At 65.1% G+C, this 25020-nt stretch carries 20 protein-coding genes; 10 read left to right on the top strand and 10 right to left on the bottom strand.

Annotated elements, in window-relative coordinates; all coding sequences use genetic code 11:
• Nucleotides 1–119 precede the first annotated feature (119 nt).
• On the bottom strand, nucleotides 120–1163 hold the full coding sequence (locus ABCW42_RS12195; RefSeq protein WP_423181501.1) for an NAD(P)-dependent alcohol dehydrogenase: 1044 nt from the start codon (nucleotides 1161–1163) through the stop codon (nucleotides 120–122).
• A gap of 349 nt (nucleotides 1164–1512) precedes the next feature.
• On the opposite strand from ABCW42_RS12195, the gene ABCW42_RS12190 reads away from it, so the two are divergent.
• On the top strand, nucleotides 1513–1773 hold the full coding sequence (locus ABCW42_RS12190) for a hypothetical protein (RefSeq protein WP_423181500.1): 261 nt from the start codon (nucleotides 1513–1515) through the stop codon (nucleotides 1771–1773).
• 154 nt (nucleotides 1774–1927) lie between these two features.
• Here ABCW42_RS12190 and ABCW42_RS12185 read toward each other — a convergent pair whose 3' ends face one another.
• Both ABCW42_RS12185 and ABCW42_RS12180 read right to left on the bottom strand, forming a co-directional pair.
• Nucleotides 1928–2560, bottom strand: coding sequence for a DUF305 domain-containing protein (locus tag ABCW42_RS12185; protein ID WP_423181499.1), 633 nt, complete (start codon nucleotides 2558–2560; stop codon nucleotides 1928–1930).
• A 156-nt stretch (nucleotides 2561–2716) separates the two neighbouring features.
• Nucleotides 2717–3136 carry a DUF6153 family protein gene (locus ABCW42_RS12180; RefSeq protein ID WP_423181498.1) on the bottom strand — a complete coding sequence of 140 codons (420 nt, stop codon included), beginning with the start codon at nucleotides 3134–3136 and terminating at the stop codon, nucleotides 2717–2719.
• Nucleotides 3137–3521: 385 nt separating this feature from the next.
• On the opposite strand from ABCW42_RS12180, the gene hrpB reads away from it, so the two are divergent.
• The 3 genes from hrpB (at nucleotide 3522) to ABCW42_RS12165 (ending at nucleotide 9287) form a co-directional block, all read left to right on the top strand.
• Nucleotides 3522–6218: an ATP-dependent helicase HrpB gene (hrpB, locus tag ABCW42_RS12175; protein WP_423181497.1), complete on the top strand. Its 2697-nt coding sequence runs from the start codon at nucleotides 3522–3524 to the stop codon at nucleotides 6216–6218.
• Between the two features lie 41 nt (nucleotides 6219–6259).
• Complete coding sequence (locus ABCW42_RS12170; protein ID WP_423181496.1) at nucleotides 6260–7015, top strand: M50 family metallopeptidase; 756 nt, start codon at nucleotides 6260–6262, stop codon at nucleotides 7013–7015.
• A 115-nt stretch (nucleotides 7016–7130) separates the two neighbouring features.
• Nucleotides 7131–9287 carry an elongation factor G-like protein EF-G2 gene (locus tag ABCW42_RS12165; protein ID WP_423181495.1) on the top strand — a complete coding sequence of 719 codons (2157 nt, stop codon included), beginning with the start codon at nucleotides 7131–7133 and terminating at the stop codon, nucleotides 9285–9287.
• A gap of 2 nt (nucleotides 9288–9289) precedes the next feature.
• Here ABCW42_RS12165 and ABCW42_RS12160 read toward each other — a convergent pair whose 3' ends face one another.
• The 7 genes from ABCW42_RS12160 to ABCW42_RS12130 form a co-directional block, all read right to left on the bottom strand.
• The gene (locus ABCW42_RS12160) at nucleotides 9290–9955 is read right to left on the bottom strand and encodes an alpha/beta family hydrolase (protein ID WP_423181494.1); all 666 of its coding nucleotides are present in this window, start codon (nucleotides 9953–9955) and stop codon (nucleotides 9290–9292) included.
• Between the two features lie 2 nt (nucleotides 9956–9957).
• A complete protein-coding gene (locus ABCW42_RS12155) occupies nucleotides 9958–10578 on the bottom strand; it encodes an L-threonylcarbamoyladenylate synthase (RefSeq protein WP_423181493.1) in 621 nt (206 codons plus the stop codon).
• Nucleotides 10579–10604: 26 nt separating this feature from the next.
• Nucleotides 10605–11450, bottom strand: coding sequence for an ABC transporter permease (locus tag ABCW42_RS12150; protein ID WP_423184878.1), 846 nt, complete (start codon nucleotides 11448–11450; stop codon nucleotides 10605–10607).
• A gap of 19 nt (nucleotides 11451–11469) precedes the next feature.
• On the bottom strand, nucleotides 11470–12447 hold the full coding sequence (locus tag ABCW42_RS12145; protein WP_423181492.1) for an ABC transporter ATP-binding protein: 978 nt from the start codon (nucleotides 12445–12447) through the stop codon (nucleotides 11470–11472).
• Nucleotides 12444–13520 carry a DUF2092 domain-containing protein gene (locus ABCW42_RS12140; RefSeq protein WP_423181491.1) on the bottom strand — a complete coding sequence of 359 codons (1077 nt, stop codon included), beginning with the start codon at nucleotides 13518–13520 and terminating at the stop codon, nucleotides 12444–12446. The genes ABCW42_RS12145 and ABCW42_RS12140 overlap by 4 nt, the downstream gene beginning before the upstream one ends.
• A gap of 83 nt (nucleotides 13521–13603) precedes the next feature.
• Entirely contained in the window at nucleotides 13604–14440 is an 837-nt protein-coding gene (locus ABCW42_RS12135) for a PaaX family transcriptional regulator C-terminal domain-containing protein (protein WP_423181490.1), read from the bottom strand.
• Nucleotides 14437–15681, bottom strand: coding sequence for a kynureninase (locus ABCW42_RS12130; protein ID WP_423181489.1), 1245 nt, complete (start codon nucleotides 15679–15681; stop codon nucleotides 14437–14439). The genes ABCW42_RS12135 and ABCW42_RS12130 overlap by 4 nt, the downstream gene beginning before the upstream one ends.
• A 166-nt stretch (nucleotides 15682–15847) precedes the next feature.
• Here ABCW42_RS12130 and ABCW42_RS12125 point away from each other — a divergent pair, with 166 nt between their 5' ends.
• From ABCW42_RS12125 to ABCW42_RS12100, 6 genes are all read left to right on the top strand, one after another.
• A complete protein-coding gene (locus tag ABCW42_RS12125) occupies nucleotides 15848–17218 on the top strand; it encodes an aspartate kinase (protein ID WP_423181488.1) in 1371 nt (456 codons plus the stop codon).
• 105 nt (nucleotides 17219–17323) lie between these two features.
• Nucleotides 17324–18739 carry a diaminobutyrate--2-oxoglutarate transaminase family protein gene (locus ABCW42_RS12120; RefSeq protein ID WP_423181487.1) on the top strand — a complete coding sequence of 472 codons (1416 nt, stop codon included), beginning with the start codon at nucleotides 17324–17326 and terminating at the stop codon, nucleotides 18737–18739.
• Complete coding sequence (locus ABCW42_RS12115) at nucleotides 18726–22829, top strand: Pls/PosA family non-ribosomal peptide synthetase (protein ID WP_423181486.1); 4104 nt, start codon at nucleotides 18726–18728, stop codon at nucleotides 22827–22829. Before ABCW42_RS12120 ends, ABCW42_RS12115 begins: the two co-directional genes overlap by 14 nt.
• A 52-nt stretch (nucleotides 22830–22881) precedes the next feature.
• Nucleotides 22882–23379, top strand: coding sequence for an HAD domain-containing protein (locus ABCW42_RS12110; protein ID WP_423181485.1), 498 nt, complete (start codon nucleotides 22882–22884; stop codon nucleotides 23377–23379).
• Nucleotides 23380–23549: 170 nt separating this feature from the next.
• Nucleotides 23550–24764 carry an inorganic phosphate transporter gene (locus tag ABCW42_RS12105; protein WP_423181484.1) on the top strand — a complete coding sequence of 405 codons (1215 nt, stop codon included), beginning with the start codon at nucleotides 23550–23552 and terminating at the stop codon, nucleotides 24762–24764.
• The gene (locus ABCW42_RS12100; RefSeq protein WP_423181483.1) at nucleotides 24761–24982 is read left to right on the top strand and encodes a hypothetical protein; all 222 of its coding nucleotides are present in this window, start codon (nucleotides 24761–24763) and stop codon (nucleotides 24980–24982) included. The genes ABCW42_RS12105 and ABCW42_RS12100 overlap by 4 nt, the downstream gene beginning before the upstream one ends.
• Nucleotides 24983–25020 lie beyond the last annotated feature (38 nt).

The following is a 25020-nucleotide window of genomic DNA, read 5'->3' as shown; positions in this document are numbered from 1 at the left end:
TCGCAAAGTGCACCTTCGCAGAACGCCCGTCCGCAGGGCTCTTCGTCAACGCAGAACGCCCCCGCGGGACGAAACCGCAGGGGCGTTAACTTCGCGAAGGGAATGTCGGGAGCGACTGATCAGGCGAAGGTGGACGTGTCGATCACGAATCGGTACCGCACATCGGAGGCAAGGACGCGCTCGTAGGCGTCGTTGATCTTCTCGGCCGGAATGACTTCGACCTCTGCTCCCAGTCCGTGCTCGGCACAGAAGTCGAGCATTTCCTGGGTCTCCCTGATGCCGCCGATCATGGATCCGGCGAAGGACCTGCGGCCCCCGATAAGCGCGAACGCGTTGACCGGCAGTGGCTCGGCAGGCGCCCCCACATTCACCAGGGCACCGTCGAGCTTCAGCAACTGAAGGTAGGAGCTGATCTCGATCGACGCGCTGACCGTGTTGATGATGAGGTCCAGCGAGCCTGCCAGCTTTTCGAAGGTCGCGGGATCGGACGTGGCGTAATAGTGGTCGGCGCCCAGGTTCAGGCCGTCCTCCATCTTCTTCAGCGACTGGGACAGGACAGTCACCTCGGCGCCCATCGCATGCGCGAGCTTGACTGCCATGTGTCCCAGTCCGCCGAGCCCGACGACGGCAATCTTCTTCCCGGGTCCGGCACCCCAGTGCCGCAGCGGCGAATAGGTGGTGATTCCGGCGCACAGCAGCGGAGCGGCGACGTCGAGGTCGATGCCTTCGGGAATCCGCACCACGAAGTCCTCGGTAACCACGACGTGGGTCGAATAGCCACCCTGCGTGATGGTCCCGTCGCGGTCGACGGCGCCGTAGGTGCCGACGTTGCCTTTGAGGCAGTACTGCTCTTCGCCGGCGAGGCAGTTGGCGCACTCGCGGCATGAATTCACCATGCAACCGACACCTACCCGGTCGCCGACTTTGTGCCGGGTGACTTCCGAGCCGACTTCCGTGACGATGCCGGCGATTTCGTGGCCAGGGGCAAGGGGGTACGCCTGGGGTCCCCAGTCGCCGCGCACAGTGTGGATATCCGAATGGCAGATGCCCGCATACTTGATTTCAATCAGCACGTCGTGTGGGCCGACGTCGCGTCGCTCAATAGTGGTCGGAACGAGGACTTCGCTCGCGGACGGGGCGGCGTATGCATTAACGCTAAGCATGTTTCTCCTGCTTGTGGACGGAGGATCGGTGTTCGCGGTGTCTTCCAGGGCGAGTGCGGCGCCACGCCGCTTGAGTCTGGGATGGCCCTTCGGCCCCGAACGACTCTATCCATCCAACAGGACTTTCTCGAACCAAGGGAGTCACTGCTGATAGGGGTACTGGGAGTGCCCCCTTTAATCGGGGCCACAGTGTGGGTTCGCGGCCGGCTTCGCCTCATCACTTCATGATCGGTTTCTTAACCATCCGACCCTTGCCACGCACCATGCCCGGGCTTAATCTTCTTGGCATGCACCAACGGCTGGGGCGACGGCGCAAACCTTTCCAACGGACCGACAGGACGGTGCCTCCATGTGCGATATTCCGGGATTGATCAGCCGGCTCGAGGCCGAAGAGCTCGCGCGATTACGCAAATCCGGCAAGGAGCGATCCCTTGATTCCGACTTGATCGACGCGATTGATACAGCCGCCGGCGGTCCGGGGGAAGGCCGGGGCTACTACGTCGTCAGTGGCTCCCTCTATCCCGTCGAAGCCAGGGACTACCACCTCCGTGAAGACGTGGCCGAAGCCGTACTGCAGGCTACGGAGGACTCCGCGGACGCCCTCGCCTGAGCCTGGTCATTCCGTGAGCGCCGGCCTGCTGTGGTGAAAGCCACAGCAGGCCGGCGCACTGTGTTTAATCCCTAGGAGACTCTGTTTAATCCCTAAGAGACTCTGTTAATCCCTAAGGGACTCTGTTTAATCCCTAAGGGACCCTGTTTAATCCCTAGAGGGATTTCAGCAGGCCCTGCATTTCCGCAATTTCCGCTTGCTGCGCGGACACGATGTCCTTCCCAAGCGCCAGGGCGTCCGCGTTCGTGCCGTCGTTGATTTCCGACGTGGCCATGGCGACGGCCCCTTCGTGATGGGCGATCATTTGGGTGAGGTACAGCCTGGCTGCCTCGGTACCTTGGGCGGATTCCAAGGCTTTCATGTCGCCTTCGCTCATCATCCCGTCCATGTCATGGCTTCCCGCCATCTCCGCCGGTTGGTTCCATTCCTTCAGCCAACCCTGCATCTTTTCGATTTCCGGGCCCTGCGCGGCCTTGATCCTGTTGGCCAGTTCAGAGACCTGGAGCGGGATGTCCTTCTTTGCGAGAACCACGTCGCTCATGTGGACGGCCTGGGTATGGTGCGGAATCATCATTTGCGCGAAGCTGACGTCGGCCGAGTTGCGGTCCGTCGCAGCCGCCGGTCCTGAGGCGGTTGCAGATGCGGCTGCAGAGGCAGTCGCCGATGCCGTTGCCGACGTGCCTTGGTGGTCCATGCCGGACATGGCGCCTCCGTTGTTGCTGTCGTTACCGCCGGCACAGCCGGTAAGTCCGATCGCGGCGGCGAGGGCAATTGCAGTGATAGTCACGTTTTTCTTCATGTGTGTAGTCCTTCAATCATCAGCCGGCAGGTCGCGGCTGCATGGAGCGCGCATGTGCATGGGACGCGCACGGCAAAGCCCGCGGATGCGCGCGTGGTGGCGAAATCTGCTGCACCGGATCGGCAGGACCGGTGCGGGTGCAATTTACGTGCGACTGATGCAGAGATCGCCCGGTGAAGGACTCTCCGGACGGTGCGGGTAACGTGAAATCCCGGCAGCCGTCGAGCCGGCCGGTTCAGTCACGAACGCCAGGACGCCCGGCAGGGGCGCGGCCAAAGTGGCATGGCTCGGCGCAGGAACGCACATGTCGCCGCCTGCTGACATTGCGGTGCACGTACCTGGACTTTCGCAGGAGTGCGCTGCCATGGCGGTCTGTTCGTGGTGGTCGGCATGCGCGATGATGCCGTGCCCGGTGCCCACAGCATGGGTGCCTACGGCATGGGTGCCGTGGCCGGGGGACAGGACGTGCATGCCCAGGATGCCGGCGACCACGGACAACAAAGTCGCGAACAGCCCTACGCGGCGAAGGAAGGCGAGAGAACGGCCCCGGCGGGGGTCGGTCATGGTCTTCCTCCTTTGCTCATGCTGTTCCCAAGGCTACTGGCTTTGAGGGTCCGCAAACGAAAGGAACGCCCCTCCTGGGGCATTCCTTTCATATTTCCTGCTTAGACCCTCTCGCGGGTCCGGTCGATAACAGGCTCGGGATCGTTCGTGAACTCACGGTGGCGGCGAGGGAAGGGCCAGAACGTAAAGTCCTTTACCTCCACCTTGGGCTCAGGGCGTTCCTCGGGTTCCGGCTTCGTCTCCGTCTTTGTTTCCCGCCGGTAATCCTTGTAGTACCCGTAGCACATCACAGACCTCCTTCCAGCGACTGCACATTAATCCTCCTCCCGATCCGTTACGCAGTCCATCGTCCGAGGCGTGTCCAGCGGATAGGGAGAATGGAAGGGTGAATCCCACTGACACAACACGTGACGCCCGGACCGGTTACCGCCCTTTCGACCTTGAGTCGATCGGTGCCGGCCTGGTGTTCCGGGATTCGTTGGAGGTCCTCGCCGCAGCCCTCACCGCTTCTCCGGGAGCCGCGGGCGCCGCCGTCGTGCAAGCTCCTCCGGGAACCGGCAAGACCACCCTGGTTCCGCCGCTCCTGGCGAACCTCGCAGCCGGCACTATTTCGGAAGGTGGGCGTCCTCGCGTTGTGGTGACACAGCCGCGCAGGGTCGCCGCGCGATCGGCGGCGCGTCGGCTCGCGGCCCTCGACGGCGGAACACTTGGCGGGCGTGTCGGCTATGCCGTTCGGGGCGAACGGAAGGCAGGGGCGGACACGATTGTAGAGTTCGTCACTCCGGGAATCCTCCTTCGCCGCCTGCTCGACGACCCGGGCCTCGAAGGCACACACGCGGTCATCCTGGACGAAGTCCACGAACGCGGCCTCGAAACAGACCTGCTGCTCGGAATGCTCATAGAGGTCCGCGAACTACGGAACGACCTCACCCTTGTGGCGATGTCCGCCACCCTTGATGCCCCGCGGTTCGCGGCCCTCATCGGCGGAGCCGGCGGTGCGGGTGCAAGCCAGGGAGCAGCGTTCGACGGCGGGAATCCGGCCGCCGTCGTCGACTGTCCTTCCGCCCTCCACCCCTTGGAAGTGGACTGGGCACCGGCGGCCGTGCCGCGCGTTGACGGGCGCGGCGTGGCGACGGCCTTCCTCGACCACGTGGCAGACACGGCCGCGGCAGCGCATGCGGAAATGCTCGCGGGCAATCAGGACATTGACGCCCTCGTGTTCGTGCCTGGCGCCCGCGAAGTATCCCTGACAGCTTCCCGTCTCCGTGGCAGGGTTGACGCGGAAGTCCTCGAGCTCCACGGCCAGGCCAGCCCTGCGGAACAAGACAGGGCAGTGTCCGGCCGCGAGCCTGGCGGGCCGCCGCGCATCATCGTGTCGACGGCGCTGGCGGAGTCCTCGCTCACCGTCCCCGGAGTAAGGCTCGTCATCGACTCCGGACTCTCCCGCGAATTGCGGCGTGACGCGGGGCGCGGCATGTCGGGATTGGTGACCGTTTCCTGTTCCAGGGCATCGGCGGAGCAACGCGCGGGACGCGCGGCGCGGCAAGGCCCGGGACGAGTGGTCCGCTGTTACGAGCAAAAGGCGTTCGCCGCCGCACCGGCACATCCCACACCGGAAATCGCGGTAGCCGACCTCACAAGCGCGGCCCTCATCCTCGCATGCTGGGGATCCCCGCGCGGGGCCGGCCTCAATCTGCCTGACGCGCCGCCCGCAGCCGCGATGGACGACGCCGTGGAAGTCCTCAGTGAACTCGGCGCGATCTCGGACGGCGGACACGCGAGCGAGCTGGGGAAGGCACTGGCGCGGATTCCCGCCGATCCGCGACTCGCCCGCGCATTGCTGGACGGAGCCGACGCCGTCGGCCTCCGGACGGCCGCCGAGGCCGTGGCCCTTGTCGCGGGGGACCAGCGGGCACCGGGAGCCGACCTCACGCGCCTTCTGGCGATGCTACGCCCGGGCACGGACCCCGCAAGTCGGCGCTGGTCAGAGGAGGCACGGCGCTTGGAGGGAATCGTACGGCAGGCCGGATCCGGCGTCGGGCGCTCCCTTGAAGAGACTGCAGTGGTGCCGCATCCGGCGGGTCCGTCCGAATCCCTTGGCTACGTTATCGCGCTTGCCTTCCCGGACCGCGTGGCAAGGCGTGTTCCGGGCGCGGGGCCGGAACGCTATCTTCTCAGTTCCGGGACGCGGGCGGGGCTGCCGTTTGGAAGCTCGCTCAGCGGACACGAGTGGCTTGCGGTGGCGGAGGTATCGCGTTCGGACGGGCGCGACGCCGCAGGAACGGGCGCCGTGATCCGGTCGGCCGCCCCGTTGGACCCGGAGTCCGCGGAAGCGGCCGCCAACCACCTCATCGCCGAATCGGTCGAGGCGGAATTCCTCCAAGGCCGCGTCACGGCCCGCAAGGAACGCCGGCTTGGGGCGATCGTCCTGTCTTCGACGCCAGTGCGTGCGTCCGCCGAGGACGGGAGAAAGGCGGTGGCCCACGCCCTGGCTTCCGAAGGACTGGGAATGATCGGATGGTCGACGGCTGCGGACGGGTTGCGCCGGAGGCTGGCCATGCTGCACAGGGAGCTCGGCGCGCCGTGGCCCGACGTCTCGGAAGCGGCGCTGCTGTCCAGCCTGGACGCGTGGCTCGGTCCCGAGCTCGACGCCTTGGCGAGCGGAACTCCCGCGCGGGGCATCGACCTTGCCGAGCCGCTGCGCCGGCTGCTCCCGTGGCCCGACGCCGCGAACTTTGGCGAGCTGGCCCCTGAGTCGCTTAACGTGCCGAGCGGTTCGCGCGTGCGCATCGACTATCCGGACGCAGCGGACGACGGCGGACGGCCGGTGGTCGCGGTGAAGCTGCAGGAGTGCTTCGGCTGGTCCGAAACCCCGAGGGTGGCGGGAGGGCGGGTGCCGGTCCTGTTCCACCTGCTTTCGCCTGCGCGCCGACCCTTGGCCGTGACGGACGACCTCGCTTCGTTCTGGTCCGGACCCTACGCCCAGGTCCGTGCGGAAATGCGGGGCCGGTATCCGAAACACCCCTGGCCCGAAGACCCCTGGACGGCGCCGGCAACGGCCAAAACGAAGCGGAAGATGTGATGCTGGCAGGGATTCACAGGCTGTCCCTTTAGGATGCCACGGTGACGAATTTGGATCCGGGGCCAGGTGACCTTGCGGCAGACTGGTGGCACGCCGTAATCAGTGGCTTCAACACGACGCAGCTTCCTCCCATCTCTGCTCCAGTTGTCCTCGGCATACTCGTTGCCGCGGTCCTGCTGAGCGGTCCGCGGCAGACGTGGCGGTGGTTCGGCCTCTATGTGACCTTCGTCCACGAGCTCGGGCACGCCTTCGCTGCACTGATGACGGGACGGGTGGTCCACGGATTGCGGATCGGGCTGGACCATTCCGGGCAGCTGTTGAGCAGCGGCCGCGGCAAGTTCGGAGCCGTCTGGTCCGGGTTCTGGGGATACCCGAGTCCCGCGGTGGTCGGGGTGGCACTTATCTGGTCTGTCTCAGCCGGCCACTCCGGTGCTGCGATGTCCATCGGCGCGCTGGTGTTGCTGGTGGCCTTGGTCTTCCTGAGGGGATTCGCCGGCATCTTCGTGGCGGTTTGCTGCGCTGCGATTGCCCAGTTGCTTTTAGTCTTCGCGAACGCCGCCACGGTAAGCCACGTTGTGCTGGGCCTTGGAATGGCGCTGGAAGTCGGTGCGGTGCGGGACTGGTTCAAGGTGGCTGCCGTCCATACCCGGCGCCGCAACCGCCTGGCGTCGTCGGACGCATTCATCCTGGCCCGATCCACCGGCGTACCGTCGTGGTTGTGGCTCTTTGGCTTCGCCACGGTCATCGCCACGAGCGCTGCACTGTCCGTACGCCTGGTGTGGAGCATGCTCATCTGAGCATCGGGGTGTGCCGAACCAAGGGTCCCTGGTTTCCGCCGAGTCTGCCTTGACCCCTTGCCGTCCGTCGCGCCAGGGTGTGGAATCGGTTGCAAAGCGACTCCAGGAGGTGCTCATGTCGGTGAAGGGGCCGAACCGGGTCAATCCCGACCTTCGACGCGCGGACGCATCGGCGGCATCGGCCGATCGGCCGGAAAACATCCGCAACGTAGTGCTGATCGGGCGTTCCGGTGCCGGTAAGACCATGCTGCTCGAATCGCTCCTGTACGCCACCGGCGTCGTATCCCGCATGGGATCGATCGTGGAGGGCACCACAGTGGGCGATTCGGAGGCGACCGCCGTCCACCAGCAGCGCTCTACCGGGCTGTCCGCCGCGCCCCTGGTGTTCGACGACATCAAAGTGAACCTCCTGGACACGCCTGGCTACGCGGATTTCATGGGCGAACTGCGTGCCGGCCTGAGGGCGGCGGATGCGGCGCTGTTCGTTGTTTCCGCTGTTGATGGCGTCGACGCCGGGACGATCGCTTTGTGGGGTGAATGCGAACGGGTAGGCATGCCAAGGGCTGTGGTCATCAGCCGCCTCGACCATCCCCGGGCGGACTACGATGCTGTCCTGGCCGAGTGCCGGCACTCCTTCGGCGACTCGGTCCTCCCTCTCTACCTGCCCGTTCGCACCGCGGGCAGCGTCACGGGATTGCTTGGATTGCTGTCCGGATCGGTTTCGGAATATTCGGCGGGCGATCAACGTCCCTCGACCCGCCCGGCGGACGCCGCCGAACTGGCTTCGTCCGATGAGCAACGGGGCGAACTCATCGAAGGGATCATCTCCGAGAGCGAAGACGAGACCCTGATGGACCGTTACCTCGAAGGCGAGGACATCTCCGTGGATACCCTCATCGAGGACCTCGAAACAGCGATTGTCCGGGGTACGTTCTTCCCGGTGATCGCGGCATCCTCCACCACAGGGCTTGGCACCGCCGAACTGCTCGAGGTACTGACCCGCGCCTTCCCTTCGCCGACCGAACGGAACCTTCCGCCTGCCACCGACCTCACCGGCAACCCCGTCGAACCCCTTACGTGCGATCCCGACGGCCCGCTCGCGGGAGAGGTAGTCCGGACCACTGTTGACTCCTTCCTCGGCCGCGTCTGCTTGGTCCGGCTGTTCTCCGGGACGCTCCGCGAGGATTCGGCCGTCCACGTGGGCGGCCATGGCTTGGCGGATCGCGGACACCCGGACCACGACAGCGATGAGCGGATCACGCATCTTTACTCGCCCTTGGGAGCCAACCTCCGCCCGGTGCCCTTTGCCGTGGCGGGAGACATTTGCGCGCTGGCCAAGGTGGCGAGTGCCGAAACAGGAGACACCGTCTCGGCGCGCGAGGCCCCTTTGCTGGTGGAAACCTGGGACATGCCCGAGCCGTTGATGCCCGTGGCGGTCGAGGCCGCTTCGCACGGCGACGAGGACGCCCTGTCCAAGAGCCTCGCCAAAGTCGCCGCCGGCGATCCGACGCTCCGGGTGGAACGCAACGCGGAGACCCACCAATTGGTCCTGTGGTGCATGGGGGAGGCGCACTCAGAGGCAGTCCTGGACCGCCTGCGCGAGCAAGGCGTGAAACTCCAGACCGTCGACGTCGTCACGCCCCTCAGGGAGACCTTCGCCGCCCAGGCCGCAGGGCATGGGCGCTATGTCAAGCAGTCAGGCGGCCATGGCCAATATGCCATTTGCGACATCGAAGTGGAGCCGCTTGAACGTGGAGCCGGTTTCGAGTTCGTCGACAAGATCGTCGGCGGGGTCATCCCCGGCACGTACGTCGTCTCCGTTGAAAAGGGCGTCCGTTCGCAGATGAACAAGGGAGTCCGCGCGGGCTTCCCCGTGGTGGACATCAGGGTGACCTTGGTGGGCGGCAAGACGCACAGCGTGGATTCTTCGGATGCCGCATTCCAGGCCGCCGGGGCGCTGGCGCTCCGCGAGGCCGCTGCTGCGAGCAATATCCAACTCCTCGAACCGATATCCGCCGTCACCGTACTGGTTGCCGACGACCACGTGGGGGCCGTCATGAGCGACCTTTCCTCCCGCCGCGGCAGGGTGACGGGAACGACGTCGGTTGGCGGGGAAAGCACGGAAATCAGCGCCGAAGTGCCGGAACAGGAATTACTGAGGTATGCGATCGTGCTGCGGGGATTGACCGCGGGCGGGGGCCGTTTCCGGCGGGAGTACTTGAGGCACGAACCACTCCCGCCCGGCATTGCGGTCGCTGCAGCGAGGGCTTGACGCTAGCTGTTCGCGCGAAGGAAAGCCGACACTTCGGGGGCCAACGAAGCCCCCACCGATCCTGCGCCCTCTTTGACTCCCTTGCGGGCAAAGGAGTGGTCGCCGCCGTCCCGCCAGCCGATGGTGGCCGTCGGCCCGATCCGGGCAACGACGCCTTCCAGCAGTTCCGGAGTTGCGAAAGTGTCCCGGGTGCCCTGGAGGAAGAGCATGGGAAGCGTGAGCCCGTAAAGGTGCTCGTCGCGGAGCTTGTCCGGCTTCCCCGGCGGATGCAGGGGATATCCGAGATAGACGAGTCCGGCTGCCGGCATTCCCTCAGCCACCGCCATGGATGCCATCCGGCCCCCGAAAGACTTGCCCGCAGCCCAAAGTGGCTCACCATCGGAACGTGCTGCCGCCTCATTCATGACCGCTTTCCAGGCGGCGATCGCCGCGGGCGGGCGGTCGGGGAACTTTTTCCCGGCCTCACGGTAGGGGAAGTTGAAGCGCAAGGTGGCTACGCCGTAGTCGTTCAATGCCTGGGCGAGGCCGCCGAGGAAGGGATGCTCCATGCCCGCGCCGGCACCGTGCGCCAGCACGAGGGTAGCGAACGGCTTTTCCGGCCGGGCGTAGATGGCGGAGATCTGCGTCCCGTCCACGTCGATGGCGATACGGGATTCTTCGGGCCGCACGGTCACTCGAATCGCGAGGGGTCGCCGGTACCGCGCCGCACCACTTCCGGCGCGCCGCTGGAAAAGTCCACCACTGTAGTGGGTTCCGCGCCGGTGTCACCCGAATCGATCACGGCATCCACCACGTTGTCCAGGCGCTCCTTGATTTCCCAGCCTTGGGTCAACGGTTCTTCCTCGTCGGGCAGGAGCAAAGTGCTGGAGAGGAGCGGCTCACCCAGTTCGGCCAGGAGGGCGTGGACGACGTTGTGGTCCGGAATCCGGACGCCCACTGTCTTCTTCTTCGGATGCAGGAGGCGGCGCGGAACTTCCTTGGTGGCGGGCAGGATGAAAGTGTAGCTACCGGGAGTGACGGCCTTGATGCTCCGGAAGACGTCGTTGTCGATCATCACGAATTGCCCCAGCTGGGCGAAATCCTTGCAGACCAACGTGAAATGGTGCTTGTCGTCGAGCCGCCGAATGGAGCGGATGCGGTCCAACGCCTCCTTGTTGCCCAACTGCGCGCCGAGCGCGTAGCAAGAATCGGTGGGGTACGCTATCAGCCCGCCGGACCGCACGATGTTGACTACTTGCGCAATGGCCCGCGGTTGGGGGTCCTCGGGATGGACATCAAAGAATCTCGCCATCCCTCGAGCTTACGGCAGCCCGCTGTTCAGGACAGGACATCCTTGCCCGTGAACTTGCCGAAAGCCACGGCGCCTCCTGCCAGGATGTACCCGGCTTGCAGGATGGCGTTGTCGCCGAAGGTTGCCCAGGAAACCGGCTGCCGTAACAGATCGGCGAAATTGAGCCAGTAATGGCTGAACAGCCACGGATGCAGCCAGTCCAATTGCGGGAGGCTGTCCATGACCTGGGATGCCACGGACAACACGATAGTGGCCGCCATGGCTCCGACCGGCACGTCCGTGAAGGTGGAAATGGCGAGCCCCACGGCCGACAGCCCCAAGAGGGACACCGTGACGTACGCGGCGATGAGCAGCAACCGCACCACGGATTCGCCGACGTCGATCGTGTCCCCGGACAGCAGCGTCACCGGGCCCACGGGGAAGAACACGACGCCGGCCAGGGCACCCGCGGCGGCCACGGCCAGGGTCGCTGCCAGGCAAAACGCGGACGCAGCGGCGTACTTGACGAGCAGCAAGCGGACCCGTCCCGCGGGCGCCGCGAGCAGGTACCTGAGCGTGCCGAGGTTCGCCTCGCCGGCGATCGTGTCTCCGGCCACCACGCCGATGGTCAGCGGCAGGAACAGGGGCACGGAAACCACCATCGCAGTCACGCCCACGAAGAGCCCGTTCTGGGTGATGCGATCCATGAAGGGCGGGCCACGGCCAGGGGCTACCGGATGGGAACTGAGCTTGACCGCCGCGGCGATGAGGAGCGGGATCGCGGCGAGTGCCAGCAACAAGGCCCACGTCCGCAGCCGTCCGAACAACACTGCGAGCTCGGAGGCAAGGAGTGCCCACGGGCTCGTCGGCCGGGGTGCCGTCAGCCGCGGCATCGTTGCTGGGGGATCGGCTTCAGCCGGCAACATCGAAGCCTTCTCCAGTCAACGAGACGAAGCGCTCTTCCAAAGAGGCGTTTTCGACGCCGAAACCCCTGACACGCACGCCCTCGGCCACGAGTGCCGCCACCACGGTTTCGGGAGCCAGTTGCAAACTGGACGGTCCGGTGCTGACCAGGTTTTGGCCATCGGAGCCCGGCCCCGCGGTCGAAAGTTCGGAGTGCAGGCCCAGCCCGGCCAGGACGCGGATCGCCGTTTCGGTGTCCGGCGTCTGCAGCCGCATCGTCGCCGTCCCGGCCGCCCGAAGTTCGCGAAGCGTGCCTTGTGCCACAAGCCTGCCTGTGCTCATCACCCCCACATGGGTGCACATTTGCTCCACCTCGGCGAGGAGATGGCTGGACACGAAGACGGTGGTTCCCCCGGCAGCCAGGGACCGCACGAGGCTTCGCACTTCCCGAGTGCCCTGGGGGTCGAGCCCGTTGGTGGGTTCATCAAGCACGAGGAGTTCCCTCGGCCTCGTCAGGGCATGGGCAATCCCCAGCCGCTGTTTCATGCCGAGCGAGTACGCGCGGACCTTTTTGTCCGCCGCGTGGGTCAGGCCCACCCTTTCCAGCGCTTCGTCGACGCGTGCCGCCCTTGATTTCGCCGGGGCGTGGGGATCGGCGCTGTCCAACCGCCTCAGGTTCGCGGCGCCGGAAAGAAAAGGGTAGAACGCTGGTCCTTCCACCAAGGCACCCACGCGGGGCAGGACAGCCGAGAGTTGGCCTGGCATGTCCCCGCCGAGCACCCGGATGCTGCCCGTCGTCGCCCCCGCCAGCCCGAGCAGGAGGCGGATGGTGGTGGTCTTGCCGGACCCGTTGGGTCCGAGGAAGCCAAAGACCGAGCCGCGCGGGACGGCGAGGTGGACGTCGTCGACGGCGGCTCGGTGGCCGAAGCGCTTGCTCAGGCTACGGGTTTCTATCGCCAGTTCAGCCGGCAGGGTGTCTTCCGTCATTTCGCGGCGGCCACAGCCTGCAGCCGCTCAAGTGGCACCATCCCCGCGAAGACGCGGCCGTCGTCGAGCATGAGAACCGTCACCAAGCTGGTGGTCAGTGCGCGACCACCCGGAACGGCTTGCGTGAGCTGGGACAGCAACGGTGCGGTCCTGGCCTGGCTAGGCATCGCTCCCGCCGGGAATGCCATGACGGCGTCCCATCCGCTGCCTGTGATCGTCGGATGGACCGGGAGGGCCTTCCCGGACGCGCCCGGCACCATTGGCCTCGCTTCTTGCCCGGGAGCCGCCGGAATCGACTTCTGTTCCACGGCGGCACCGGGAGGCGGCGTGAAAGCGAACAGCCCGACGTCGGGCGCCGACAGGTTCACATCCGTGAATGCAAGCGAGAACGCCGAAGCGGCCTGGCCGCGTGCCCGGACGTCCACGCTCAAGGGGAGCCCTGTCGCGGAGTCGACGGCGATCGTCACCGAGTCCACGAGCGTTCCGTTGCTCTTCGGGGTGATGACGAGCGGATACGCCGTGCGCCCCGCCACCATGGTTCCATCGCCCACAGTCACGTCGGTGCTGGGTTCGACGGCGGCGAGGAAGCGCTGCGCAAGGGCCTCGGGAGTGGTCATCCCCGGCGTTGCCGGAGCGGACGGGAGCGCCCTTTCCGCGGACTGCCGGACCGGCAGCGTCACGTGGGCCGCGCTGTTGTCAGCCGAGTTGTAAAGCCAGACGTCATTCCCGTTGCGGACCAAGTCACGTTCCGCGAGGAGGTCCATGACCTGGAACCGGGCCTTCGAGGGCCCGTCCATGTACACGCGCGCAGTGTGCGAACCGGTCAATAGCTCGAGCGTGGAGGCTGGACCCTGCGTGGCGGCCGGCCCCGTGGTCGGGAGGCTCGGAAGACCGAGGTCGGAAGTCTGCTGGAGCGTGCCGGACAAGGCCTGCACATTGGCGTGGCCGATCATGGCGATGACCTCCGCCGGTGACTTGTGCGGCAGGCTCGTCGCCGCACCCGCCTGGTAGGAACCAGCCAACGCCGCGGCCGTAAAGGCAACGGGAACCAGCGCCGCCGGCAACCAACGCATCCACGCACGTTTCATGGCAACCTCGCAAACCAACCGCCGTTGGGAAGCTTACGAATCCAGACTACTCCTGGTCTCCCGGGGCATCACGTACTATTGGCCGCTACCGACCGGACAAATTCCCTGCTTGGCTGCGAGGATATGGAGACGATCCGTCGGAAGACATTGGTCCCTTCCGCGCCGGGCCAGTCCGTCGGAAGGAATTCCGGCGGCAAACCGGGATCAAGATACGGAATGGTCCGCCAGTGGTCGATGCACCGCACGAAGGTGGCGAAGGTTTCGGCGGAGGCTTCGGCCGAAGGATCCTGGCCGGACGCGAACCTGCCGATGAAATCGCGATGCAGTTCCGACACGGCGTCAAGGTCCCACCAAGCGGCCGCGGCCTCGCGCAGGCTGCCTCCCACCTGCGGGGTGTCGGCGGTAAACATGGTGGCCTTGCCGCGCACACCGAGGTCTTGGAGGATCTCCTCGACCTCGTCCCGCAGGAAGTCCGGACTGATCCATAGTCCTGACGCGACCATCCCGCACCCGACCCAATGCAGCCTGCGGCGCAACTGATGCCGCTTTTCCCGTTCCTTTTCCGGTATGGAAAACGAGACAAGGCACCAGCGGTCGCCTGCGGACATCGAGCGCGGATTGAAGATACGGCGGTCGCCGCGGGCGAGCATGGCTGCGGCGCCCTCCGTGATCACGAAGCCGGCAGCGCCGTGACGCACTTGCGGGACGACCACTCCTTTCTTCTTCAGCCGCGACAACGCAGTCCGCGTGATGGCCGGGGCGACGTCAAGCGCCGCCATGAGGACAACGAGGTGCTGAGTGGACATCCATCCGCCGGCGTCACGCAGGTACAGGCCGATTACCGTCCGGAGCAACGAGGTGGTGCTCCCCGGACGGGAGTCCATGTCATCGAGGACGGCACTCACAAGAGTTCGGCGAGGGCATCGCGGATGGCGGTCATGCCCAGTTCGAGTTCCGCGTATCCCGTGCTCAGCGGCGACAGCCCGATCCGCAGGCCGTGCGGCGGGCGGAAGTCCGGAATGACGCCGCGTTCCCAAAGCACCGTGGTGACTTGGCCGAACAAGGGATGGTCCACCATGATGTGGGAGCCGCGTTCTGCCGGGTCGCGCGGGCTCGCAATTTCGACGCCCAGCGGGACCAGCAGCTCCTCCGCCAGGGAGATCGCGTATTCAGTGAGTTTGATGGATTTCTCCCGCACTGCCTCCATGCCTACGGACGCGATCAGTTCCACCATGTCCTTGAGCGGTTGCATCGCCAAGACCGGCGGCGTGCCCGTGATGAAGCTCCGGATACCCGTGGCCGGTTTGTAGTTTTCCGTCATGCCGAAGGGGTTGTCCGCCCCCATCCAGCCCCAGATGGGCTGCCGCAAACGGCCCTGCTGCGAGGCATTCACGTACGCAAAGGCCGGCGAGCCTGGCCCGCCGTTGAGGTATTTGTAGGTGCATCCGACCGCGAGGTCCACTCCCCAGTCGTCCAGTTCCAGGGGCACCGAGCCCACGGAGTGGCAGAGGTCCCAGAGCATGAGCGCGCCGGCGTCCTTGACCATCGCCGTGATCGCCTTTGCGTCCGCGAGGAAGCCCGAGCGGTACGCAACATGGCTGAGCACGACGACGGCGGTGCGTTCGCCGACGAGTCCCTGCAGGTCGGCGGTGCGGACCCCGCTGCCGGGATTGGTGGAAACCCATACGATGGACGCGCCTTTTTCGGCGGCGATGCCTTCGATGATGAAGCGGTCGGTGGGGAAGTTGTCCTGGTCCACCACGATTTCGTCGCGGCCCGGCTGCGCGTCGACTGCGGCGCGGATGAGCTTATAGAGCATCACTGAGGTTGAGTCGCCCACCGTGACTTGGCCCGCCGCCGCGCCCAGGGTGACCTCGCCGATGCGGTCTCCGACCACGGTGGGTTCATCCATCCATTGTTCGTCCCAGCCGCGGATCAGCCGGCTTCCCCAGGCGTCCTGGACGAAGGAGGCGAGGTTCGAGGCGGTGGCCTTGAGGGGGCGTCCAAGCGAATTGCCGTCCAGGTACGCCGCCAGTTGCCCTTCGTCAGGAGAGAAGAAAGCCGCACGCTGCGCGGCGAGGGGATCGGCGGCGTCGAGTTCGGCGGACGTCGGGGAATTGCCGGAATCCGGAGTGTGGTTTTCCATATCTCGAAGATATCATTTTCATGACGGACGTCAAGATTTTGAATTTAGATAGGCGCGGGTGCTGTATTCCCGCGCCGAAAGCGGAGCTTTAAGTTGCCTAAGTGAACCGCCGGTGTTGCCAAAACGTTGTAATCTCAAAAAGGGGGTGCGGTCTTCAGGAGGCACCATGTACCAACAGGCAGCCGGGGTCCGGATCCGCCCGGATTCGGCAACATCCCTGGCTTTGGACCCGCTTCGTCCGCCTACAAATCTTCGAGCCAAGGATCTCATCGTCCAGAAATACGGTGGCTCATCGGTCGCTGACGTTGCGGCCATAAAGCGTGTTGCCCGGAGGATCTCCGACACACGCACGGTCGGGCATCCGTTGGTGGTGGTGGTATCGGCGATGGGTGATACCACCGACGAATTGCTCCACCTCGCCGCAGCCCTCAGCTCCCGTCCGCCTGGTGGCGAACTTGACGAGTTGCTGACCACCGGTGAACGGATTTCCGTCACGCTGCTGGCGATTGCGCTGGCAGACCTGGGGGTTCCCTCCCGGACGTTCAGCGGCAAGAAAGCGGGGCTCATCACTGATGGCGTCCACGGCAGGGCGCATATTGTCGCAGTGGATCCGCATCGCATCCGCGCCTGCCTGAACCATGAAGAAGTGGCTATCGTCGCCGGCTTCCAAGGGAAACACCGCAAGAGCAAAGAGGTGACAACCCTGGGCAGGGGCGGCTCCGACCTCACGGCGATAGCCCTGGCCGCGGCATTGCGCGCCGGCATATGCGAGATTTACACAGACGTGGAAGGCGTCTTCACCGCGGATCCGCGGATCGTGCCAATGGCGCGGAAAATCGACGTCATCTCCACCGAGGAGATGCTGGAACTGGCAGCCTGCGGTTCCAGGATCCTGGCCCCCAGGTGCGTCGAATATGCCCGCCGTTTCGACGTCCCCATCCATGTACGCTCTTCCTTCAACGGAACGGCGGGCACCTTGGTCCTCCCGGCACTCAATCACGGGTCGCGCTGGAACAAGGCATCCGGCGTTGAGCAGCCTGTCGTTTCTGCCGTCCTCGGTGACACGTCCGTGGGGAAACTGACGGTGGTGGGAGTGGCGGACGAAGCGCGAAGCTCCGCCGGTATCTTCGAGGTCATAGCCGGCGAAAAGGCCAACGTCGACATGATCACGCAAAACGTCCCGTCCGGGAGCGGAGCCACGAGTGAACTCTCGCTTTTGGTCCATCGTCGGGACGGATACCGCCTTCGTGCAGCATTGTCAGCGGCCCAGCCCGCCATCGGCTTCGAGGACCTTCAATACGACGCCGGCATCGCAAGGCTTTCGTTGGTGGGGCTGGGAATGCGTGCCGGGGGAAAGGTCGTTTCCCGGCTCTTCAGGTCCCTTGCAGCCGCCGGAATCGACGTCGAACTGATATCGGCCTCGGACATCCGGATAGATGTCGCCATACGGGCGGCCGTCCTTGAGGACGCCCGGAATGCTGTGCTTCGGTCCTTCCGGTTGCACGACCCGAGTGAGGAGGCCGCACCAGCGCCTTAGCGGACCAATGCGTCCCCGGTTCTTCCCGTGGCTGGACACCTGGGCCCGGGAGGGCAAATAATCCGACCCGCGTCTGCGGATCCGTGAGATAAGGACAAGATTGCCATGAACGTTCTCCCGCGGCCGGCTACGTTTAGCGCGGCCCACGTGACCGGAGCCCTGCCGGGACCCAGGTCCGCCGAACTGCTGGCACGCCAGGAACGCGATGAATCCAACGCCCGCACATATCCGCGGCACCTGCCAATAGCCATTGCCGAGGGCGCCGGTGCGTTTGTCCGGGACGTCGATGACAATGTGTTCATTGATTTCCTGTCGGGCGCCGGGGTTTTGACCTTGGGCCACAGCCATCCGGAGTTGACTGAGGTTGTGGCAGGCCAAGCGGGCACGCTGACCCATGGACTTGACCTGCCAACGCCTGCCAAGGACGCGTTCATGACGGCCCAACTATCCATGCTTCCCCAGGGGCTCGCGAACCGGATGAAGATCCACTTTTGCGGACCGGCCGGGGCAAACGCGGTCGATGCTGCCATCAAACTATGCAAGACGGCAACGGGACGGGGGGACATTGTTTCCTTCCAAGGCGGATTCCATGGGAGCAGCGCGGCCGGCATGGCTTTGTCGGGACTCGTCGAGCAGAAGGCACCGGTCGCGAACGGCTTGCCCGGTGTTCACTTCTTTCCTTATTCCTATTGTTCACGGTGTCCCGTTGGCTTGCGGCCCGAAACTTGTTCGACCAACTGCGTGCAGTTCTTCGAAAATTCGCTCAAGGACCCGCTCGGGGGCATTCCGCGCCCAGCGGCCGTCATCATGGAGATGATCCAGGGGGAAGGCGGGGTGGTCCGGGCCACCCAGGAATTCGTGCGGACAGTGCGGCGCGTAACGCGCGAACTGGACATTCCGTTGATTGTCGATGAGATCCAAACGGGAGGCGGCCGGACAGGGACCTGGTTCGCGTTTGAGCAGTTCGGGATCGAGCCGGACGTCATCATCGCCTCCAAGGCGCTGAGCGGATTCGGCCTTCCGGTTGCCGTGATTATCTACGACAAGAAGCTGGACCGCTGGCTCCCGGGCGCCCACACGGGCACGTTCCGCGGCAACCAGCTTGCCTTCGCGGCAGGAGCCGCGGCAGTGGAGATCATTCAGCGCGATAACGTCCTGGACAACGTCCGCCGGCGCGGAACGCAGATCGGCCTCCTTCTCGAGCCGCTGGCCGGCAATCCCTGGGTGCGCGAGGTGCGCGGCTGGGGCCTCATGTGGGGAATCGAGCTGGCCGATCCGGTGACGGGCCGCCCCGCCGGAGACTTGGCCCGTGCTGTGCAAAGAAGGGCCCTGGAGCTTGGCCTGATGCTTGAGTGCGGCGGGCGGGACGATTGCGTCGTCAGGCTCCTTCCTCCGCTGATCATCACGGAAGAGATCACCGACGCAGCGTGCAAGCTGCTGCTGGCCGCCTTGGTCGAAGAGACTGCCGTCGCAAAACAGGGCAGCATCACCGCGGGGATCCCGGGCGATGCGCCACGGTAGGGTCCCGGACCGTTCCCCGGTCCTAGCCAGTGCCTTTCGGGACAAGAGCATCCGGTGGAGTCCCGGCGAGCGGCTGGAACAGCTCTTCGAGGAACGATGCGACCAACTACAGACCGAAGGACAGGGCGACCATCCGGCAGTTGAGACGCCGGGCGGCGCCATAAGCTACCCGGAACTGGACGCCCGGGCGAACATGCTCGCCCGTTACCTCATGGCCCGCGGAGTACGCCAAGGCGATCGGATCGCCCTGTTCTTCGACGAGGCCGTGCGGTCATACGTCGGCATGCTTGCAGTCCTCAAGGCGCATGCCGTCTATGTGCCCATCGACACGGCATTCCCGTCCGAAAGAATCTCCTATATTCTCTCCGACGCCGAGGTAACCGTCGTGCTGACCACGTCCCACCTGGCAGAGCGCCTGCCGCTGAAAAGAGCGGCACAAGCCGTCTGCGTCAACGAAGAGGACGAGCGCATCGCGGCATTTGATCCAGGGCGGGTGGACTGGACGGGGCTTGAGATCGCGGGGCCTGGGATCGCGGATGATGGCCTCGCTTACATTATCTACACCTCGGGATCCACCGGGTTGCCCAAAGGCGTGGCCATAGCCCATGCCAGCATCTGCCACTTCGTCCGGGTTGCCGCCGACGTCTATGGATACGAATTCCACGACCGCGTATACCAAGGCATGACCGTGGCTTTCGACTTCTCCGTCGAGGAAATCTGGGTACCGTGGAAGGTCGGAGCGACGCTGGTGCCCCGACCGGCCGGGAACAACCTCCTCGGGCCGGACCTGGCGGAGTTCATCGGAACCCGGAACATCACTGCGCTGTGCTGCGTACCGACGCTGCTCGCCACGCTCGACGACGACCTTCCCGGGCTGCGCTTCTTGCTCGTTTCGGGGGAGGCCTGCCCGCCCGACCTCATCGCGCGATGGCATCGACCCGGACGCCGGTTCCTCAATGTCTACGGGCCCACCGAGGCAACGGTGACAGCCACTTGGGGAGTGGTGGACCCCCACCGGCCCGTCACCCTTGGGACCCCGCTTCCCGGCTATTCGGCGGTGATCCTGGACCCCGACCACGATCGCGCCCTGCCTTACGGCGAGCTGGGCGAGATCGGCCTGGCAGGCATCGGCCTCGCCCGGGGCTACATCAACCGCCCCGAGCTGACGGAGAAGTCATTCATTGGGGACTTTCTCGGCCTTGAGGGAAATCCCTCCCGCCGCATCTACCGCACCGGCGACCTCGGTCGGTTCAACGACGATGGAGAAATCGAATACCACGGCCGGACAGACACTCAAGTGAAACTCCGTGGATACCGGATCGAGCTGGCCGAGATCGAAAACGTGCTCCTGCAGCTACCAGGGATTGCGTTGGCTGTGGTGAAAACCTGGGAGCCCGAACCGGGGACAACGGAACTCGCCGCCTACTACACGGTCCACCAGGACGGGGTCATGCTGGAAACGGGGGACATCCTCGCTTGGCTGCGGCGGCGCCTTCCCGGATTCATGGTGCCGGGCTATTTCCAGTTGCTGGCGGCCATGCCCATGCTGGCCAGCGGCAAGGCGGACCGCAAGAGCCTTCCGAATCCCACCGGTCCGCGCGCGATCGGTGCGGACTTTGCCGATACCCAACCGGCGACGCCCACCGAGGAACTCCTCGCCCCGGCTTTGGCCGCAGCCTTGCAACTCGATCGGGCTTCCACCACCGCCAATTTCTTCGACGACCTCGGGGCGAACTCTTTGCTGATGGCGCATTTTTGCGCGAACGTGCGCAGGGGAGCCACGCCACTCTCGGTCTCAATGCGCGATGTCTACACGTATCCGACCATCGCAGCCCTGGCGGCTGCCTTGGACGCTGCAAACGCCGGCTCAGCCGTGAAAGCCGCGACGGCTTACCGAGCCGGCGCCCAAGGCAGGGAAGCCGCCGCGGCTGAACCCTTCCTGCGCGTTGCGACCGGCCGTTATGTGCTGTGCGGCGTTTTGCAGGCGATCGCCGCCCTGGCCTACGCCTACCTTGTTGTCCTCATCCCCTTCGCCGGCGAAGAGTGGATCGGCGGCTCGCGGCGGCCCGGGGACATCGTGGCGCGCTCCGTCGTGGTCGGCAGCATATCGTTCCTGGCACTGGCAGTCCTGCCCGTCATGCTCAAATGGGCGCTCATCGGCCGGTGGAAGGCCAAGGAGTTCCCCATCTGGTCCCTGGCCTACGTCCGCTTCTGGTTTGTCAAGACCCTGGTCGCGACGAGTCCCGTCCGGATGTTCGTCGGGACGCCTATCTTCCCCCTTTACCTCAGGGCACTGGGGGCCAGGGTCGGCCCGCGGGTGACCATCCTCTCCTCGAAGATTCCGGCCTGTACCGACCTCCTGAAAATCGGGGCGGACACCGTCATCCGGAAGGACTCCACGTTCAACTGCTACCGTGCCCACGCCGGCCGGATCCAGACCGGGCCGGTCACCCTGGGCAACAATGTCCTGATCGGCGAACTGACCACACTGGACATTGACACTGCCATGGGCGACGACGCCCAGTTGGGGCACAGCTCAGCCCTGCATCGCTTCCAGAGCGTTCCCCCGGGAGCCGCCTGGGCCGGGTCGCCGGCTGAGCCCACCAACGTCAGCTACCGTCGGGCGGGACAGGCCAACTGCGGGAGCCCCCGGCGGGCCGCCTTCAGCTTCTGGAGCGTCATGGTCCATGTGGTCCTGGTGTCATCCATCGGGCTTGGAGCCATCGACGTCGTTCTTGCCTCGCTCCCTGCGGGGGAAATAAACCCCGCCCAGCCGCGTTTCTGGGAGGCACTCCTGCTGCTCTCGGCCGTTCTCCTTTTCGGCAGCATCCTGGCCGCTTTCGCCCTCGCCGCCACGCTGCCGAGGCTGCTGGCCTTGCTCCTGGTTCCGGGCAGGGACTATCCCCTTTACGGCGTTCGCTTCGGATTCCTGCGGACCGTCTTGCGCCTGACCAACCTCAAGGCACTGCTCCAGCTGACCGGAGACAGCTCCCTGATCGTGTACTACCTGGATCTACTGGGGTACAGCCAGCCGCACATGGTGCAGACCGGATCCAATTTCGGCGTCGGGCTCAAGCATGACAGCCCCACCCTCACCACCGTCGGCAGCGGCACCATGGTTTCCGATGGCCTCTCGATCGTCAACGCCGACTTCTCAAGCACGGCATTCCGCGTCTCGCCCGCCGTGATCGGGGCGAAGAGCTTTTTCGGCAACAACATCGCCTATCCGGCCGGGGCAAGGATGGGGGACAACTGCCTCCTTGGGACAAAGACCATGGTGCCGTTGGACGGTCCGCTCCGCCAGGGGGTGGGCCTCCTCGGGTCGCCTCCTTTTGAAATACCGCGCACAGTGAACCGCGACAGCACCTTCGACAGCTTCAGGACGCCCGCGGAACTGCGGCGCCGGCTCCCGGCCAAGAACTTGCACAACACGGTAACAGTGCTCTTCTACCTGCTGTCCCGGTGGGTCGAGCTGTACGTGATTCTTCTCGCAGCGTGGGCAGCGCAGGACTTCCTTCCGGCTGCCGGAGGGCTCGGGGCGCTTGCCGCCGTGGCAACAATGCTCACAACCACCAGCCTCCTCACAGTCATCGTGGAGCGGGCATCCCTCGGCTTCGGAAGGCTTGCACCGACTTTTTGCTCCATCTACGACCTGCGCTTCTGGCGGCACGAGCGCTACTGGAAGCTCACCGCCGGGGGAATCGTGCAAATGTTCAGCGGCACGCCGTTCAAGCCGGTGGTTTGGCGGATTCTCGGGGTTCGCATGGGCAAAAAGGTCTTCGACGACGGATGCGGGATACCCGAAAGGACGTTGGTTTCCATCGGGGACTACTGCACCCTGAATGCGGGATCCGTGGTGCAGTGCCATTCAATGGAGGACGGCGCCTTCAAGCTGGACGGCATCTCCATTGGTCCAGGCTGTACCCTTGGCGTCGGTGCTTTCGTCCACTATGGCACCACGATGCATGAAGGCTCCGAACTCATGACCGACTCGTTCCTGATGAAAGGCGAAGAGGTTCCCGCGAAAGGCGTTTTCGCCGGTAACCCGGCACGCGAACTGGTCAGGCAAAGCGCCCCAACACGGCACTGACATCCCCGGGGTGCCTTACTCTGGGTTTGTGGCCACGTCAGGGAGGGGACCCATGACCACAGTGTCGCTGTATCTTGACGTCGACGGCGTGGTGAACCCCTTCGGTCCCATGGGCTTCACGGACTGGGGTACTGAATGGAAAATTGCCGACGCCGGCATCCTCGACGTCATCTACGCCGCCGAATTGGTGGAGGGCCTCAACGAACTTGCTGCGCACCCCCGGGCCAGGTTCGTCTGGTTGACCACGTGGCAGCACCTGGCCCCGGAGCTTCTTTGCCCGGCGATCGGCCTCCATGGCGAGGACTGGCCGGTCCTGACCAGCGAAGGCTGGGACCTCAGTCCCGAGTGGTGGAAGCTGGATGCGGTGCAAAGGGACATCGAGGTTTCCGGAGCTGAACGCATCGTCTGGATGGACGACCAGCTCAACTTCGAAGCCGCGGCCCGCTCGTGGGCCGAATTCCTTGGAAACCGTGTGCTTTGGATCTCACCGGACCCGCGGCGTGGCCTGTCGCGCAGCGATATCGCGGCCATCCGCCGGTTCCTTGACTGATTCTTATGTTTGGCCTCGCAGGCATAGCCACGTAGGATTCATAAGGTTCCATGCCCGCCATCATGAATATCACCACTGCGGCCAGATTAACTCTTGCTGAACGTGTGGTGCGCTAGGCCGGCCCGGGGGAGTGGAACTGCGCATCTTAGACTCTGCAGATTGGGCACCAGGTGGAAATCACCTTCATGGTCGCGCTTGTCATAGCGTTGGCCCTCTTCTTTGACTTCACCAACGGGTTCCACGACACCGCAAACGCGATGGCTACGCCCATTGCCACCGGTGCCATCAAACCCAAGACGGCCGTTGCCCTCGCGGCGGCCCTCAACCTCGTGGGCGCGTTCCTCTCCACGGAAGTGGCCAAGACCATTTCCGGAGGAATCATCCGGGAAGGCACCGACGGCGTCCACATCACACCCGAGATCATCTTCGCGGGCCTCATGGGCGCCGTTCTGTGGAACATGTTCACTTGGCTCAAAGGATTGCCTTCCAGCTCGTCGCACGCCCTCTTCGGGGGCCTCATCGGAGCCGCGATCGTGGGCATCGGATTCCACTCGGTCAACTTCGACACTGTGCTGCAGAAAGTCATCCTGCCCGCTGTCTTCTCGCCCCTCCTCGCCGGAATCGTTGCCTATGTCTGCACCAAGCTCGCCTACGCCCTGACTTCGCGGCACGACCCCGAAACCGGCGACAAACTGACCCAGAAGCGTGGCGGTTTCAAGACCGGCCAGATCTTCACGTCGAGCCTCGTGGCGTTGGCCCACGGCACCAATGACGCGCAAAAGACGATGGGTGTCATCACCCTCGTCCTCATTGCGGCGGGCACCCAACCGACCGGCAGCGGACCGCAGATCTGGGTCATCGCCGTCTGTGCCCTCGCGATAGCCATCGGCACGTATGCCGGCGGCTGGCGCATCATCCGGACCATGGGTGCCGGGCTCACCGAGGTCAAGCCCGCACAGGGCTTCTCGGCGGAAGCAAGCACCGCGTCCGCCATCCTCGCTTCGTCCCATCTCGGTTTCGCCTTGTCCACCACGCAGGTCGCCTCCGGCTCGGTCATCGGGTCCGGGCTCGGCCGTCGCGGCACGTCGGTGCGATGGGGCACGGTCGGCCGGATCGCCGTCGGGTGGCTCTTCACGCTGCCGGCCGCCGCCGTCGTGGGTGCGCTGACCGGCCTCCTGGTCGGTGCCGGCACCGTCGGCGTGGTCATCGCCGCCGTCGCGGGCATCGGCGTCGTGGTTTACATGTTCTGGTACTCCAGGAAATCGCACGTGGGCCACCACAACGCCGTGGAAGTCGAGGAAGCCGGAACCGCTGTCCGCTTCCGCAAGAAAAAGTCGGGGAAACAGCGGTCCGGAAAGAACGTCAGTAAGGATATCCAGGCATGAAATGGTTGGAACTGCTCGAGGTTGCGGGGGCAACCCTCGTGGCCGCCGTCGTCCTGGTGGTCCTCTATGCGCTCGGCGTGCGGCTGACGGCCATTGCGGGCGATCCGGAGCGCAAGTCGCCCGTCGCCATCCGTTCACTGGCTTATGTGTGTTTCGCGGCCTGCGGCGTCGCAGTGCTGGCCGGGATCTATTTGATCGTCCCGTACTTCAACAAGTAGCGGTAGCCACGAGATTCGAGCCTGCTCGCTGAGTCTGG

The sequence above is a fragment of the Arthrobacter sp. NyZ413 genome (assembly GCF_049390645.1).
In the GTDB taxonomy this organism is placed as follows: Bacteria; Actinomycetota; Actinomycetes; order Actinomycetales; family Micrococcaceae; genus Arthrobacter.
Note: the sequence above shows the minus strand (reverse complement) of the source record. Positions and strands in the feature narration are given on the sequence as shown.

What these genes read in the sequence shown, in the direction of transcription:
- ABCW42_RS12125 (WP_423181488.1), top strand. Translation starts at nt 15,848, where the DNA reads ATGTACCAACAGGCAGCCGGGGTCCGGATCCGCCCGGATTCGGCAACA.
- ABCW42_RS12130 (WP_423181489.1), bottom strand. Translation starts at nt 15,681, where the DNA reads ATGGAAAACCACACTCCGGATTCCGGCAATTCCCCGACGTCCGCCGAA.
- ABCW42_RS12180 (WP_423181498.1), bottom strand. Translation starts at nt 3,136, where the DNA reads ATGACCGACCCCCGCCGGGGCCGTTCTCTCGCCTTCCTTCGCCGCGTA.
- ABCW42_RS12100 (WP_423181483.1), top strand. Translation starts at nt 24,761, where the DNA reads ATGAAATGGTTGGAACTGCTCGAGGTTGCGGGGGCAACCCTCGTGGCC.
- ABCW42_RS12155 (WP_423181493.1), bottom strand. Translation starts at nt 10,578, where the DNA reads ATGGCGAGATTCTTTGATGTCCATCCCGAGGACCCCCAACCGCGGGCC.
- ABCW42_RS12145 (WP_423181492.1), bottom strand. Translation starts at nt 12,447, where the DNA reads ATGACGGAAGACACCCTGCCGGCTGAACTGGCGATAGAAACCCGTAGC.
- ABCW42_RS12115 (WP_423181486.1), top strand. Translation starts at nt 18,726, where the DNA reads ATGCGCCACGGTAGGGTCCCGGACCGTTCCCCGGTCCTAGCCAGTGCC.
- ABCW42_RS12140 (WP_423181491.1), bottom strand. Translation starts at nt 13,520, where the DNA reads ATGCGTTGGTTGCCGGCGGCGCTGGTTCCCGTTGCCTTTACGGCCGCG.
- ABCW42_RS12150 (WP_423184878.1), bottom strand. Translation starts at nt 11,450, where the DNA reads ATGCCGCGGCTGACGGCACCCCGGCCGACGAGCCCGTGGGCACTCCTT.
- ABCW42_RS12195 (WP_423181501.1), bottom strand. Translation starts at nt 1,163, where the DNA reads ATGCTTAGCGTTAATGCATACGCCGCCCCGTCCGCGAGCGAAGTCCTC.
- ABCW42_RS12165 (WP_423181495.1), top strand. Translation starts at nt 7,131, where the DNA reads ATGTCGGTGAAGGGGCCGAACCGGGTCAATCCCGACCTTCGACGCGCG.
- ABCW42_RS12110 (WP_423181485.1), top strand. Translation starts at nt 22,882, where the DNA reads ATGACCACAGTGTCGCTGTATCTTGACGTCGACGGCGTGGTGAACCCC.
- ABCW42_RS12120 (WP_423181487.1), top strand. Translation starts at nt 17,324, where the DNA reads ATGAACGTTCTCCCGCGGCCGGCTACGTTTAGCGCGGCCCACGTGACC.
- ABCW42_RS12190 (WP_423181500.1), top strand. Translation starts at nt 1,513, where the DNA reads ATGTGCGATATTCCGGGATTGATCAGCCGGCTCGAGGCCGAAGAGCTC.